Source organism: Acinetobacter sp. V110_1 (assembly GCF_031798975.1).
In the GTDB taxonomy this organism is placed as follows: domain Bacteria; phylum Pseudomonadota; class Gammaproteobacteria; order Pseudomonadales; family Moraxellaceae; genus Acinetobacter; species Acinetobacter nosocomialis_A.
Map to the genome: position 1 here is coordinate 62,432 of NZ_JAVQNN010000030.1, position 14,413 is coordinate 76,844.

13 protein-coding genes are annotated in these 14,413 nt (G+C 38.5%); 8 read left to right on the plus strand and 5 right to left on the minus strand.

Translation table 11 applies throughout. The features are described 5' to 3' along the window. Positions 1-146: 146 nt before the first annotated feature. On the plus strand, positions 147-620 hold the full coding sequence (locus RMA95_RS11200) for an Lrp/AsnC family transcriptional regulator (protein WP_311070612.1): 474 nt from the start codon (positions 147-149) through the stop codon (positions 618-620). A 35-nt stretch (positions 621-655) separates the two neighbouring features. Here the strand turns inward: RMA95_RS11200 and leuE are convergent, their stop codons facing one another. The 3 genes from leuE to RMA95_RS11215 all read right to left on the minus strand — a co-directional run bounded on the left by leuE (position 656) and on the right by RMA95_RS11215 (position 3,394). Continuing rightward, entirely contained in the window at positions 656-1,306 is a 651-nt protein-coding gene (gene leuE, locus RMA95_RS11205; RefSeq protein ID WP_004701054.1) for a leucine efflux protein LeuE, read from the minus strand. A gap of 74 nt (positions 1,307-1,380) precedes the next feature. After that, positions 1,381-2,370, minus strand: coding sequence for a transaldolase (tal, locus tag RMA95_RS11210; RefSeq protein ID WP_311070615.1), 990 nt, complete (start codon positions 2,368-2,370; stop codon positions 1,381-1,383). 130 nt (positions 2,371-2,500) lie between these two features. Next, positions 2,501-3,394 carry a LysR family transcriptional regulator gene (locus RMA95_RS11215; RefSeq protein ID WP_311070617.1) on the minus strand — a complete coding sequence of 298 codons (894 nt, stop codon included), beginning with the start codon at positions 3,392-3,394 and terminating at the stop codon, positions 2,501-2,503. Positions 3,395-3,484: 90 nt separating this feature from the next. Here RMA95_RS11215 and aceI point away from each other — a divergent pair, with 90 nt between their 5' ends. Next, positions 3,485-3,919: a chlorhexidine efflux PACE transporter AceI gene (aceI, locus tag RMA95_RS11220; protein WP_004701059.1), complete on the plus strand. Its 435-nt coding sequence runs from the start codon at positions 3,485-3,487 to the stop codon at positions 3,917-3,919. A 62-nt stretch (positions 3,920-3,981) separates the two neighbouring features. Here aceI and RMA95_RS11225 read toward each other — a convergent pair whose 3' ends face one another. Then, entirely contained in the window at positions 3,982-5,550 is a 1,569-nt protein-coding gene (locus tag RMA95_RS11225) for an acetyl-CoA C-acetyltransferase (RefSeq protein WP_311070620.1), read from the minus strand. 235 nt (positions 5,551-5,785) lie between these two features. Between RMA95_RS11225 and RMA95_RS11230 the strand changes: the two genes are divergently transcribed. The 3 genes from RMA95_RS11230 to RMA95_RS11240 all read left to right on the plus strand — a co-directional run bounded on the left by RMA95_RS11230 (position 5,786) and on the right by RMA95_RS11240 (position 9,437). Beyond that, positions 5,786-7,177 (plus strand): 3-oxoacyl-ACP reductase, encoded by a 1,392-nt coding sequence (locus RMA95_RS11230; protein ID WP_004701064.1) that lies wholly within the window; start codon positions 5,786-5,788, stop codon positions 7,175-7,177. Between the two features lie 74 nt (positions 7,178-7,251). Continuing rightward, positions 7,252-8,106: a MaoC/PaaZ C-terminal domain-containing protein gene (locus RMA95_RS11235; protein WP_004701066.1), complete on the plus strand. Its 855-nt coding sequence runs from the start codon at positions 7,252-7,254 to the stop codon at positions 8,104-8,106. A 71-nt stretch (positions 8,107-8,177) separates the two neighbouring features. Next, a complete protein-coding gene (locus RMA95_RS11240; protein WP_311070623.1) occupies positions 8,178-9,437 on the plus strand; it encodes a serine hydrolase domain-containing protein in 1,260 nt (419 codons plus the stop codon). A gap of 47 nt (positions 9,438-9,484) precedes the next feature. On the opposite strand, the gene RMA95_RS11245 is transcribed toward RMA95_RS11240, so the two are convergent. Next, positions 9,485-10,063 (minus strand): TetR family transcriptional regulator, encoded by a 579-nt coding sequence (locus RMA95_RS11245; protein WP_275067874.1) that lies wholly within the window; start codon positions 10,061-10,063, stop codon positions 9,485-9,487. Between the two features lie 125 nt (positions 10,064-10,188). Between RMA95_RS11245 and amvA the strand changes: the two genes are divergently transcribed. From amvA to cpaB, 3 genes are all read left to right on the plus strand, one after another. Continuing rightward, on the plus strand, positions 10,189-11,667 hold the full coding sequence (gene amvA, locus RMA95_RS11250; RefSeq protein ID WP_311070626.1) for a multidrug efflux MFS transporter AmvA: 1,479 nt from the start codon (positions 10,189-10,191) through the stop codon (positions 11,665-11,667). Positions 11,668-11,924: 257 nt separating this feature from the next. Then, positions 11,925-13,706: a metalloendopeptidase CpaA gene (gene cpaA, locus RMA95_RS11255; protein WP_311070629.1), complete on the plus strand. Its 1,782-nt coding sequence runs from the start codon at positions 11,925-11,927 to the stop codon at positions 13,704-13,706. 21 nt (positions 13,707-13,727) lie between these two features. Continuing rightward, positions 13,728-14,360 (plus strand): metalloprotease secretion chaperone CpaB, encoded by a 633-nt coding sequence (gene cpaB / locus RMA95_RS11260; RefSeq protein WP_227063222.1) that lies wholly within the window; start codon positions 13,728-13,730, stop codon positions 14,358-14,360. The last annotated feature ends 53 nt before the right edge of the window (positions 14,361-14,413 follow it).

Consider the following 14,413-nt stretch of genomic DNA (forward strand, 5'->3'; position numbering starts at 1 on the left):
CCTACATTTTCAGCTAGGTAAATCTAACAATTTTTTTTAAGAAGGTGCTTTCTATTTTTATCTTAAAAATGAAATAATATTTTTTAAAAAGCTATAAATGCTATTATTCATTTCATAAAAATTAATGAATACTGGATATTGTTCTTATGGATGAACAAACTGAAAATTTAACACCGCTTGATCTGAAAATTATGCGTTGTTTACAAGAAAATGGACGCTTAAGTAACGCTGAACTGGCAAAACTTGTAGGTATAAGCACCTCATCTTGTTGGAATCATACCCAGCGTCTTTTTAAAATAGGGGCAATCTTGGATGTTCGTGCGCGAATTAATCCAGCTACAGTACAGCGTGAAACAATTGTATTAGTGGGTGTGGTACTAGACCGTTCAACACCCGATAGCTTTCAAGCGTTTGAACAGGCATCAGGTGGTTTGGAGAATGTTTTAGAATGTTATCTAGTTGCTGGAGAAGTCGATTATTTTCTAAAAATTCGTGTTAAAGATTTGGCTGCTTTTAACCGATTTCATAGTGAGAAAATTATTGCCTTGCCAGGAGTAAGGCAGGTTAGGACATTCTTTGTACTCAATGAAGTTAAAACAGATGGCATGCTGGCATTTTAAAAGTTCAGGATGTTCATCTTTATAGGCTAGGCAGATTACATCGTTGAAGTTGCCAACTTTAAACCAAATCCAAAAAATAAAATTCCAACCAAGAAAATACTACTTGCTGCAATTTTATGGTTTTGTTTAAAAAATGCCGAGAGCTTAATTCCAGAGAAAATAAGTGCTGTTAAATAGCTAAAGCTAATAATTTGTAAAATAACCGCTAAAATTAAAAAACTTAAAGCTGGATAAGCGTAATCTGGATTAATAAACTGAACAAAGAAAGATAAGAAAAATAAAATCGCTTTCGGGTTAAGTAAACTAATACTTAAGGCGGTTTTATAAGGGTGAATTTTATCTAAAGTAGGTAAATCAGCCATTTCTGGTTGTGGTTGATTACGCAGTTTCCAGCGTTGAATACTGCCTTGTAAAAGCTTAAACCCTAAATAGGACAGATAAAGTGCACCGACGAGCTTAAGAATAATAAAAACCCAAGGAAATGCTTTTAATAAAGAAGCAGCACCCAGTACGGTACAGAGCATTAAAATAAGATCACCAGTAAAAATACCAAGTGCACCCATATATCCGGTTTTAATCCCGTAGCGTGAAGCAATTGACATCACATAAAGGGAATTGGGTCCGGGTAATAACACAATTAGGAATGTACCAATAATATATGTTGTTATATCTGTTATGCCGAACACAAGAAACCCAATAAAAAAACCGATTTTTGTCATAATAACAAAAATCGGTGATTTTGTATGAAAAGTGCAGTTTTTTAAGGTTTAATTTCTGCATCAATTCCAAAAGATTGACGTAATAAAAAACTTAATTGGTCACGAGCTTTAATAAAGCCATCAACACCACCTTGTAAAAGTTGGAATGCCATTAAGTCATGATTAAGTTCGTCTTTAAAGCTTTGTTCATCTTGAGCAGGTCTAACAATAGCCTCTGCTTGTTTTGATTTAGTCGCATCAAGAGCTGCATCAACTGTACGTGTATCTTGCTCAAGCTGAGTAAGTAGCCCCGGTGAAATCGTTAGCAAATCACATCCTGCAAGTCCAACCACTTGATCAATACTACGGAAGCTCGCACCCATCACTTGAGTTGGGATATTTTGCTGCTTGTAGTAAGTGTAGATTTTCTTAACTGAAACCACACCTGGGTCTTTTTCGATTGGGTAAGCGTCTACACCTTCAGCCTTTTTGTACCAGTCTAAAATACGGCCGACAAATGGTGAGATTAAAGTCACTTTTGCATCTGCACATGCTTGTGCTTGGTGTAAACCGAAAAGCAGCGTGAGGTTACAGGCAATACCTTCAGCTTCAAGTAGCTTAGCAGCTTGAATACCTTCCCAAGTCGACGCGATTTTAATCAAAATACGTGACTGATCAATACCATAACCTTTGTAAAGTTCACATAATTCATGCGCTTTTTTAATTGTTGCTTCGGTGTCATATGAAAGGGCAGCGTCAACTTCGGTCGAAACACGGCCTTCAATGAGTTTTAAAATTTCTACGCCAAATTTTACGGTTAAAATATCAATGGTTCTTTCAATCAACTCATCACTTTTATAGCCTTCTTCTTTGGCTTGATAATAAGCATCTTCAATGAGCTCTTTACTTTCTGGTTGTTCTGCCGCTGCCGTAATTAATGAAGGATTCGTTGTAGCATCTAAGGGACGAAATTTACGAATGGCATCAAGGTCGCTACTGTCAGCAACAACGGTCGTTAATGTTTTTAATTGGTCAAGTGCTGTATGAGTCATTGATATTCAACATCTTCAGTAATAAATCTTATGTTTTCTTTATAGCACAAACTCTATCCATACTGTCGATATATCAATTGTTATGTTTCAAAGAAAAACGTTTATGTTGTGCATCTAAATTGAAATTATTTTAAGGGACCTGCTGCATTCGCTTATCGCGAATATAGTCAATCAAAAACCTGGCAGCAGCACCAAGTTCATTTTCACGGCTCCAAACTAAGTCGACGTAATATTCAAAACGCGGTGTAAAATCAAATACATCTAATGCTTTTAGCTTGTTGTTTAACTCGGGGTTTTCTTTAAACATTTCTTGTGGCAGTACCCCCCAACCCAAATTACGTAAAATCATTAGGCATGCGGAGTGGTGGTTGTCTGTACGCCAGTAGTGTTTTGAAAATAATAATTCGGGTTTTAACGTCTCATCTCGACTTGCCACCACAATTTGTCTCGTACCCAAAATCTGCTCATAAGAAACATGCTCTTGGCTTGCGAGCGGATGGGTTTTTGAAATAACAGGAATTAAAGCTTCACGTTTGAGTTCTACAAACTGCTCTCTATTGTCTAAATGTTCACGTTCAAACATAAGGGCCAGTTGGGCAGAGCCATCTAGTAACATGTGAAGAGCATCCTCTTGAGGGGCAGACACAATATTAATTTGTAGGTCAGGGAAGCGGCTTTCTAATAGACAAACATAGTCGGTCCAATTGGTATGTAGCAGCTCAGACACTACAACAATAGTAAGATTAGGTTCCAGTCCAGTACTTAATGCATGCGCGTGCTGTTTCCATTGATTCATTTCAATTAATAGTTGCGCCGTTTTTTCATATAGCACTCGTGCTTCAGCTGTTGGGGTAGGTTCACGGCCTTTACGTTCAAATAATGTCAGGTTCAAATCGATTTCTAAATTGGCAATAGACATGCTTACAGCAGAGGGAACTTTACCGAGTTTCCGTGCTGCTGCTGAAAATGAACCTGTTTCCATAACGGCCTGAAACATGAGCAATTGTTCTTGATTAATATTCATCTGTCAAAAAAACTGAAAGAACCTAATTGGATTAATCAAAATTATAAAAATAAAATGCACATTATCCAAGTAATTATTGAGTATTTAAAAATGTTGATTTCCAAGAGAAGACTCATTCATGCAATCAGTTATGAAGGAATTTTATTGGTCATCATTGCGATTGCATTAAGTTTTATTTTTGACATGCCGATGGAAGTGACCGGAACACTTGGTGTGTTTATGGCAGTGGTTTCAGTTTTCTGGAATATGATTTTTAACCACTATTTCGAAAAAGTAGAGCATAAATATAATTGGGAAAGAACGATCCCTGTGCGGATTTTACATGCAATTGGTTTTGAGGGTGGTTTGCTGATTGCGACTGTTCCAATGATTGCATATATGATGCAGATGACAGTGATTGATGCATTTATTTTAGATATTGGCTTAACCTTATGTATTTTGGTTTATACCTTTATTTTCCAGTGGTGCTATGACCATATTGAAGATAAGTTTTTCCCAAATGCTAAAGCTGCATCACTTCATTAAAATTAACTAGTTAAAGTAAAAAAGCACCCATCAGGGTGCTTTTTTTTAGGTGAATCGTAAAATTATTTCTCTACGATTGCTACAACGCCTTCACCACCTGCTGTACAGATCGAGATTAATGCGCGGCCTGAACCTTTTTCATTAATTAATTTCGCAGCAGTAGCCAAGATACGACCACCAGTTGCAGCAAATGGGTGACCTGCACCTAAAGATGAACCATTTACGTTAAGTTTAGAGCGGTCAATTGAACCTAAAGGTGCATCTAAGCCAAGACGTTCTTTACAGAATTTTTCGTCTTCCCAAGCTTTCAATGTAGATAACACTTGAGATGCAAATGCTTCATGGATTTCGTAGAAATCGAAATCTTGAAGTTTAATGTTAGCGCGCTTAAGCATACGAGGTACTGCATAAGCAGGAGCCATTAACAAACCTTCTTTAGGGCCGTTCTTACCAATGAAGTCAACAGCTGCTGTTTCTGAGAAAGAAAGATAAGCTAAAACTTCATGACCGTTTTCTTTTGCCCATTCTTCAGATGCGAGCAATACAACAGAAGCGCCGTCAGTTAACGGAGTTGAGTTACCTGCAGTCATTGTTGCAGTTTCGCCTTTACCGAAAACTGGTTTTAACTTAGCAAGTTTTTCAACTGTACTGTCTGCACGTAAGTTGTTGTCACGGTTAAGACCTAAGAAAGGAGTCATTAAGTCATCAAAGAAACCACGCTCATAAGCAGCAGCAAGTTTTTGATGGCTGCTTGCAGCTAGCTCGTCTTGTGCTTCACGAGTGATACCCCATTCTAAAGCAGTAATTGCTTGGTGCTCACCCATTGAAAGGCCAGTACGTGGTTCACCGTTGCTTGGTGCATCAAGAAGCTTTTTAAAATCAATTTTTGTTAAAGCTTTAAGGCGGTCTTTACCCGTTTTAGCAACATTGAGCTCAAGTAAAACTTTACGTAAGCCATCACCTACAGCAATCGGCGCGTCAGAAGTTGTATCTACACCACCTGCAATACCTACGTCGATTTGACCAAGTGCAATTTTGTTGGCAACGACAAATGCTGCTTGTAAACCTGTACCACATGCAATTTGAATGTCATAAGCAGGAGTTTCAGGAGCAAGATCTGTGCTCAGTACAACTTCACGAGTCATGTTGAAATCACGGCTGTGTTTTAAAACAGCGCCCGCAACAACTTCACCAATACGCTTACCTTGTAAATTAAAGCGTTCAACCAAACCATTCAATGCTGCTGTCAGCATGTCAGAATTAGACGCTTTGAAATAAGCAGTATTTGAACGTGCAAATGGAATACGGTTGCCACCAATAATTGCAACGCGGCGAACAGTGTTTTGACTCATGGTTTTATCCTGTTGAACAGAAGGTTTGGTTTTTGTTGCTTTTGGTGCTGCAGCTACATTTGAAGATGTAGACGGGGTTGCTGAAGCAGCGCTCTTACTACGAGGGCTACGTGCAGGTGCAGTCGTTGAACGAGTACGTGTCGTTTTTTGTGTATTAGTTGCTGCTTTAGGAGTAGTGCTGTTACGCTTAGCCGTGTTAGAAGCCGACTTTGATGTATTTGACACTTTTTCCTGAGCAGAATTCTCGACTGCTGGATTTTCTTGAGTTGTTTTGCTCATAAGGCTTTTCCAAGCATAATAACGATATTCTTGCTAGCTACCTTAACACAATTCAAATAGACCTGTATTGACTAGAATGACATTGTAGATAGCATTCAGGTCAAGACATCCAAAGATGAACTCAAGTATGATTTGGAGTAACTCTAATGAACGACTGATTTCATATTGTTTCTGTCCATCTCATAACATAATGAAGCCTGTCGTAGAAAATTCATTTCTTTGAGAGATAATAATCATGACTGATCAATACCAAGCATTTACGCAATCTCCTATTGGTAAATTCGTTGTTAAAAATCTGGGTTTACCATCACCAGTTGCATTAGAGCGTTTTGAAAGTGCTCAGCCAATAGTGAATGGTGCAGTATTGGTTGGCGCAGCGCCATCAAGTGTATTGTCTGGTGAGATTGCACAAGTACTTAGCAATATTCATGCTGACAGCTATGTAGGGAATAATGTTGCATTACAGCAAGAAGCTGCAAAAGTTGGTTTAAATTTACGCCCATTCAATGCAGGCGACAAAGAATCAAAATTCAAAGCAGTAGTATTTGATGCTTCTGGTATTCAAAACTCAGAACAGTTAAACGAACTTTATAAATTCTTTAATCCGATTGCACGTCAAGTTGCAACTTCTGGTCGTGTAATTGTGATTGGTACAACGCCTGAAACTGCAAAAACTGTAAAACAGGCGATTGCTCAGCGTGCACTTGAAGGTTTTATCAAATCTGTAGGTAAAGAGTTTAAAAAGGGTATTACTGCACAAGTTGTTTATGTAGACGAAGGTGCTGCTGCAAACCTTGAATCAACTTTACGTTTCTTGCTTTCTCCACGTTCAGCTTATGTGTCTGGTCAAGTAATTCGTGTATCTAAAGCAGATGTAGTTGATGTTGATTGGGCAAAACCACTTGCTGGTAAAACTGCATTGGTAACTGGTGCGAGCCGTGGTATTGGTGAAGCAATTGCACATGTGTTGGCGCGTGATGGCGCTCATGTTATTTGTTTAGATGTACCACAACAACAAGCTGACCTTGACCGTGTAGCTGCTGACATTGGTGGTTCTACATTGGCAATTGACATTACTGCTGCCGATGCAGGCGAAAAAATTAAAACTGCTGCGGCTAAACAAGGCGGTTTAGATATTATCGTTCATAACGCAGGTATTACTCGTGACAAAACTTTGGCAAACATGAAGCCAGAGCTTTGGGACTTGGTAATTAACATTAACTTGTCTGCTGCTGAACGTGTAAATGACTACTTGTTAGAAAACGATGGTCTAAATGCAAATGGCCGCATTGTTTGTGTATCATCAATTAGTGGTATTGCGGGTAACCTTGGTCAAACCAACTATGCTGCATCTAAAGCTGGTGTGATTGGTCTAGTGAAATTTACTGCGCCTATCTTAAAAAATGGTATTACCATTAACGCAGTAGCACCTGGCTTTATCGAGACTCAAATGACTGCGGCAATTCCATTTGCAATTCGTGAAGCTGGTCGCCGTATGAATTCAATGCAACAAGGTGGTTTACCTGTTGATGTAGCAGAAACAATTGCATGGTTTGCATCAACTGCGTCTACTGGTGTAAACGGTAACGTTGTACGTGTGTGTGGACAAAGCTTGTTGGGCGCTTAAGCACTTTTAGCTAAATAGGGGTGCTTGTGCATCCCTTTTTTATTCAAGAATCTATAAATTATAAAAGGTTAGGTATGAATACTCGTCATTTTAGCCAACTACCAAAAGCGGCATTGGCTTATCCAAAAGTAGTACAAGGCTTAATTTTTAAAAAGCCTCAGGGGCCAAAAATCTTGCCACAAGTTGAATATGTGGTAGACCGTCTTGAAATTGATCAGAGCCATCTCAAAGCTTATAACGAAGTATGTGGCTTTCAAAATAATGGCTTTGTACCGGCAATTTATTTGGCTGTGCTTTCTCAAAGTTTGCAAATGCACATGATGACAGCAGAAGCATTTCCATTTCCAATTTTAGGTTTAGTTCATATTCGTAACCAGATTAAACAAACCAGACCAATTGGTGTAACTGAAAAACTAACCTTGTCATGCAAATTTGGGGAATTAAAACCGCATGATAAAGGTGTTCAGTTTGACTTTATTACCACGGCAAAAGTTGGCAATGAAGTGGTGATGGAAGGCTTAACGACTTATTTATCTCGTCAAAAAGTCGAGAAAAGAGTGGGTGAGAAAGCCAAAGAAGAACAAGCGCCAGCTTATGTTCCAAAGGCAGAGTGGGATATTTTAGAAAACACAGGCCGCCGTTATGCGAAAGTGTCTGGTGATTTTAACTTAATTCATATTCATGCCATTACTGCAAAAGCATTTGGTTTTAAGCAAGCAATTGCGCATGGTATGTGGAGCAAAGCTAAAGCACTAGCGAATCTTGAATTACCTAATGCTTATGAAGCAGATGTGTGGTTTAAGCTACCAATGTTCTTACCGTCAAAAGTTGAGTTTTTAACTGCCAATACAGACAAAAAGACTGATTTCTTGATTCGTAATGCGAAATCACAAAAACCGCATGTTGCAGGAACAGTAAAAGCATTATAAAAATATCAGCAGCCTGAACAGAGGTTTGGGCTGCTTTTGAGCAAAATAACAAAAAATGCAAGGAACTTCATGTGATTAAAGAAATTTTACTGGCCGATACCCATAACTATCACGGTATTTTAGATGAACGTTTTATTGATTTAGCTCACCAGTTCAGCCGTCTTCAAGATGCTAGAACTGGACAAGGTGGAGCTGCATTAGCGGTTTATTTTAGAGGCCAGAAAGTTGTAGATATTTATACAGGTCTCAAATCACAAACTGAAGCTTGGCAACCCGATACTTTGGCAGTTTGCTATTCTACAGGTAAAGGCGTACTTGCAACCTTAGCGCATATTTTAGTAAGTGAAGGTTTTTTAGAATACGATAAACCGATTGCGACTTATTGGCCTGAATTTGCTCAAAATGGTAAAGAGCAAATGACTTTACGTCATGTGCTAAGTCATCAAAGTGGTATGTTTGATGTTCGAAATATTATCGAAAGTGCAAGAGAAATGCTCGACTGGTCTCATATGTTAAATGTGATTGCAGCGACTAAGCCTAGATTCCTTGCCGGAGAGGGCAATGCTTATCAAGCTTTAACATTTGGCTGGCTGGTAGGCGGTGTGCTTGAGAAAGCAACTGGTCAATCTTTAGATCAGCTCATGCAAAAATATCTCGTTGAGCCTTTGCAGTTAGACGGTGCTTATTTTGGTACACCTGCAAGTGAGCTAGACCGTGTAGCACGTTTAATTATTCAACCAAAACCTGAAAAACCAGCGGCTCCCCAAGTTGAAAAACCTAAAAAGCCTCAAGCACGCAAGAGTTCACTCTCTGAAAAAATGATTACGTGGACTGGACAAGACCCGCAAGATTTTCAGGATGCCATGATTCCAAAAGGAATGAAGCATTTTAGTTTCTTTAGTGATGAAGGGTTACAAGCAGTCATTCCAGCGGCGAACGGCACGTTTACTGCAAATAGTCTTGCTAAAATTTATGCGATGCTGGCAAATCACGGTGAATGGGATGGACAGCAACTTATTCGCCCAGAAATATTTAAAGAGCTCAGTACTATTCAAAGTTATGCACGTGATCGTGTCATGCCAATTCCGATGAATTGGCGTTTAGGATATCACCGCATTATTACCATGGGTAAACGCGCTAAAAATGGCTTTGGGCATATTGGTTACAATGGTTCAGGGGCGTGGTGCGATCCTGAGCGCGACCTGAGTTTTGCCTATATTCATAATTTTCAAATTGGTTCAATCACGGGTGATTACCGTTTGTGGGGGCTGACTCAAGAAGCCTTACGTTGCACTGACCAAATTTTAAAAGGCCGTAAAGGTTGGTTCTAATTTTAGTGTTGTAAAGCTGGTATTTTAATTAATGCCAGCTTCAATATTTATAATAATTCTAGACGAATAATTGCTTCGGTATGACGCTTGAAGTCTTCTTCAGCTAAACCGTGTAAACCAAGTTGATAAATACCTTCTAATCCGCACACAAAAGCAATGAGTCGCCAAGCTATGTCTGTTGAATTAGATATATTTTTAAATTCACCTTCTTTTTTACCAGATTCAATTGCTCGCACAATTGTTTGATGCCAATTCTGCATGGCAAGGTTATAAGCCTTTCGTATTTCAACATCTTGTTCAATTAAGAGTTCAGCCTCATTCCATAAGCGTAAGTAGGGCTGAAGTCTATCTATGTTTTCTGCGCCTAATAAGATGAATAGCCTTTGAAATTGGCTAGTCGTTTTTAGGGTTTGTTCAATTTCATCAAGCTGTTCCATTAGCTTTAGAAAAGCTTCAGCTTTTAAATGAGATGCCGAAGAAAAGTGGTGGTGAACTTGTCCGGTTGATGTTTGTGCTTCTGTTGCGATTCGGCGTACCGTCATGGCTGTAAAACCTTCAGCCAAAGCAACTTGCATGGCAGCTTGCAGAATCATTTCTCTGCGTTGATCGCGATTAAGATAGGCCATGTTTCTTTCACCTGACAGAATTCGACACAAATTACATTAAAACTAAAAGTTGGACAAGTGTCCAATTGTGTATATAATAACCATGATTTGAACACATGTCCAAGTTTTGGATATTGAAGAGCGTTATGCAAAAAAAATGGTTAATTCTGACAATTATCGTCCTTATATATTTACCAGTTACGATTGATGCAACGGTGATGCATGTTGCAACACCATCTTTAAGTGCAGCATTGAATTTAACTGCCAATCAGCTTTTATGGGTCATTGATATTTATTCACTGATTATGGCGGGTTTGATTTTGCCGATGGGTGCACTGGGTGATCGTATTGGCTTTAAAAAATTATTATTTATTGGAACTGCAATTTTTGGAGTCGGTTCCTTAGCTGCGGCTTTTTCTCCAACAGCTTACGCGTTAATTGCTTCCCGTGCTGTTTTAGGTCTAGGGGCAGCGATGCTTATTCCTGCCACTTTATCAGGCATTCGTAATGCTTTTACCGAAGAAAAGCAGAGAAATTTTGCACTTGGTCTTTGGTCTACAGTGGGTGGCGGCGGAGCAGCTTTTGGTCCATTAGTTGGTGGATTTGTACTGGAACATTTCCATTGGGGAGCAGTATTCCTCATCAATATCCCGATTATTTTAGTGGTTCTGGTCATGATCGCGATGATCATTCCTAAACAACAAGAGAAAACGGATCAGCCAATTAATTTAGGGCAAGCTTTAATTTTGGTTGTAGCCATTTTAAGCCTCATCTATTCAATCAAATCGGCGATGTACAACTTCTCGGTACTTACAGTCGTGATGTTTGTGGTGGGTATAAGTACTTTAATTCACTTCATTCGAAGCCAAAAAAGAATGACCACGCCAATGATTGATCTGGAGTTATTTAAACATCCAGTGATTTCTACCAGCATTGTGATGGCGGTGGTTTCCATGATTGCTTTGGTTGGCTTTGAATTACTCTTGTCTCAAGAGTTGCAGTTTGTGCATGGGTTTTCTCCATTACAGGCAGCCATGTTTATTATTCCATTCATGATTGCAATTAGTTTAGGTGGTCCATTAGCTGGTATTTGCTTGAATAAGTGGGGGCTTAGACTTGTATCTACTGTTGGTATTTTAATAAGTGGATTTAGTCTATGGGGGCTTGCCCAGCTTAACTTTTCGACCGATCACTTTTTAGCGTGGACGTGTATGGTCTTTTTAGGCTTTAGTATTGAGATTGCCTTACTGGCTTCAACTGCTGCGATTATGTCATCTGTTCCACCACAAAAAGCAAGTGCAGCAGGTGCAATTGAAGGTATGGCCTATGAACTTGGAGCTGGTTTAGGCGTCGCTATTTTTGGGTTAATGTTGTCTTGGTTTTATAGCCGCTCAATTATTTTACCAGCAGAGCTTCCATCGAACTTAATTGAAAAAGCGAGTATCTCGATTGGTGAAACCATGCAATTAGCTTCTAACCTTGAAAGCCCTTTGGGAGGGCAATTAATTGCAGTTGCTCAGCAAGCTTTTAGCTATGCGCATAGTTGGGTACTCACTATTTCAGCTATTTGTTTCTTCCTTTTAACTGTATTTGTCTGGTTTAGCTTTCCTGAGAAAGTAAACTAAAATAAAGGGTAAAAAGAGAGATTTATCTTTCTTTTTACCCTCAAATGTCTTTTTTAATATTTTCTTTATAATAAATTTAGTTATTTAATTCTCATAAACAACCCATTCTTTAATAAATTTCATGTTTTTATTTCAAAATGATTCAATATTCATGTAATTGAAATTTAATGAAAAAATGATTGATCGAAAATTGACTGTAAAAAAATGGTTTGTTAACCTGCTATTCGAAAATCTAAAAACAAATAAAAGAGGCCGCTGTGAATTTTAAATTAAAAACATCACTTATTATTGGAGTAATTGTTGCGTCTTCACTTGTGTATGCCGCAACTGTACTTTCACCAAATCAGAATAATAATAGTGGATCAATACCATCTGGTTATTCAGATTTAGAATTTTCTTTAGCAAATGGGAATTGGGTCAAAAATCTCTCTTTACCGGCAAGTGCTAATAATTCGGACAAAATTACAATTCGTTCTAGTGCCGCCTATAGTAGTTATTTAGATACTTCTAATACGAATATTCCGTTAGAAGTGTTGAAGATAAATAGCGGAGATGTTTATCAATTCATCTTTAATAGCAGTCAAAATAAATGGATTGCTCAGTTAGCGACGGTTAGTCCTACCAATGGTACTAACTATGAGGTTGTACCTTTAACAACCGCATCAATGCAAAAAGTACTCATTCAAAATGACAAATGGGCACAAACCATTGCTTTACCAAGTGACGTACGTGACGGAACAACCGTACAAGTTGTTTCTACAGCAAGTGCAAGCTCAGAGATTGATAAAACAAATTTACTTTTCCCGAGCAGTTTTACATTAAAAAATGGTTCGGAATATTGGTTTAAATATTATTCTGCTTTAGGAAAATGGGTTCCAGAATATATAAAACCTCAGAAGCTAAATGTTCAGCAAATCGGAACATCTTTAGCCGCGGTAAGTAGTCCACTTACCGAAATTGCATTTGGAGATGGGAACTGGGTCTCGAATTTCACTTTGCCTACCACTGCAAGTGATCGAGATAGAGTTATTATCAAGTCTACAGCGACTTGGTCAGCAAAGATTAATAATACCAATGTTAATAGCCAAGCGACTTTAACGCTTAAAACAGGCGATCAATATGAGTTTATGTATGTAAGTGATAAAGGCTATTGGCAGCTGATCTCTTCACCAACAAAGGTGATTGATTCAACGGCAACAATCCCTGCAACTTTACCGAATATGACTCAGCCCACTTTAAAGGTAAAACTGTCTACATCAAATTGGCAGCCGACTTTGCAGCTACCCGCTCAAGCTCAAGTCGGGGATAAGGTGGTTATTGTGTCGAATGCATCGGCAGACACCTATATTAATGCTGCTAATGGTTTGTCGACAGCAATTAAAAATGGTGAAAATCGCCGTTTTATTTACACTGCTCAAGGCTGGACAGTAGATAGTTATACAATTGATATGTTGTTAGTTTCTAGTCCAGAAGTAAATGCAATTTTAGGAGAGAGCGCTGCAAAACTTAGAATGATTGAAGGCGTAAATCTAACAAACTTAACCGCTGAAAATTCAAATGCGCGTTTTTACTTAAGAGATGTGGGCTATTTAACTTATAAAATCCCTGCTGCCACTTTAAAAGAAGCAATTTCTACTGGACGAGATGACACGACGGTACAAAATGAGCGTAAACGTGTATTGGCAGACGGTGTTTATTATCAAGGTAATGAACCTGGTGACGGTGGTTGTGGCTGGGCTTGGATTAATGCTTCTGCATATAACATGATTGGTGCAAATGATATTGCAGGTTGTTCTTTTGCCGCTATGCGTCATGAAGTCGGGCACAATCTTGGCCTGTACCATAATGGTTCAACCAATATTGGTTCAGGTTTTGCCCATCCGTTAGGAAGTACCGCAATGGGTGGTAATAATATTAATTTTTACTCTAGCCCGTATCTGTATAACCCTAAATATGGTGTACGTTTAGGTGAAGAAGGAAAAATTGATGCGGTTAGTGTGATTAACCTGAATGCGCAGAAAATTTCTCTATATAACTAATCTCTATTTTAGCTGTAAATAATGAAGAAAAATAAATTGTTAATAGGAACTGCTATCGCTTGTGTGGCGTTAGCAGTTTTAATCTGGTTTGCTTTTTCACAGCAAAGCTCTTCTGCTTTAACATCGCCTTTAGAAAGTCAGCAAGAGGCTGGGACAAAAGTGGCAGATCGTCAGAATGAATTTTCTCGTCAAAATATGCTGAATTTGAGTTCATCAGAAAAGGAAAAGTTGTCTAGGCAACAAATTGTTTTTAATGAAATAGAAAAAGATCAGCTTCCTTCTAATATTAATTTTCCGCTGCTTAAAAATGCGAAAGGTATGGTCATTAAATATGATCCAAATATGATTGAACTTAAAAAAGTGGGTGACACTGTTAAGTTTCAAATGTTGGAATATGGCATTAATCGCACAGGAAAAATAGTAGAGATTGAACCTGTTGACCAAGATATTGTTCGGTGGACTGGAAAATTTGATCAGGGCGATCCAAATCAGAATTTCTTTACTATTACTCAAAGTCAAAAAGACCACTATACGGTCATGCAAATTTTTACCGAGAAAGGAAATTATTCGGCTGAAATTAAGGATGGTGTAGGGCTAGTGCAAACGATAGATGAAGGTGTAACTGATCAAGAGCTACATCATGATCATCCGTAGGCAAATAAAAGCTTCTGGCTTTGAAAAAGAGAGTGGTTCGCAGTTTATCTGTA

Bases quoted from the DNA above. Each gene is read 5' to 3' on its own strand.
- RMA95_RS11215 (WP_311070617.1), bottom strand. From the start codon at position 3,394: ATGAATATTAATCAAGAACAATTGCTCATGTTTCAGGCCGTTATGGAA.
- cpaB (WP_227063222.1), top strand. From the start codon at position 13,728: ATGAAGAAAAATAAATTGTTAATAGGAACTGCTATCGCTTGTGTGGCG.
- RMA95_RS11225 (WP_311070620.1), bottom strand. From the start codon at position 5,550: ATGAGCAAAACAACTCAAGAAAATCCAGCAGTCGAGAATTCTGCTCAG.
- tal (WP_311070615.1), bottom strand. From the start codon at position 2,370: ATGACTCATACAGCACTTGACCAATTAAAAACATTAACGACCGTTGTT.
- RMA95_RS11245 (WP_275067874.1), bottom strand. From the start codon at position 10,063: ATGGCCTATCTTAATCGCGATCAACGCAGAGAAATGATTCTGCAAGCT.
- amvA (WP_311070626.1), top strand. From the start codon at position 10,189: ATGCAAAAAAAATGGTTAATTCTGACAATTATCGTCCTTATATATTTA.
- RMA95_RS11235 (WP_004701066.1), top strand. From the start codon at position 7,252: ATGAATACTCGTCATTTTAGCCAACTACCAAAAGCGGCATTGGCTTAT.
- aceI (WP_004701059.1), top strand. From the start codon at position 3,485: ATGTTGATTTCCAAGAGAAGACTCATTCATGCAATCAGTTATGAAGGA.
- RMA95_RS11200 (WP_311070612.1), top strand. From the start codon at position 147: ATGGATGAACAAACTGAAAATTTAACACCGCTTGATCTGAAAATTATG.
- RMA95_RS11230 (WP_004701064.1), top strand. From the start codon at position 5,786: ATGACTGATCAATACCAAGCATTTACGCAATCTCCTATTGGTAAATTC.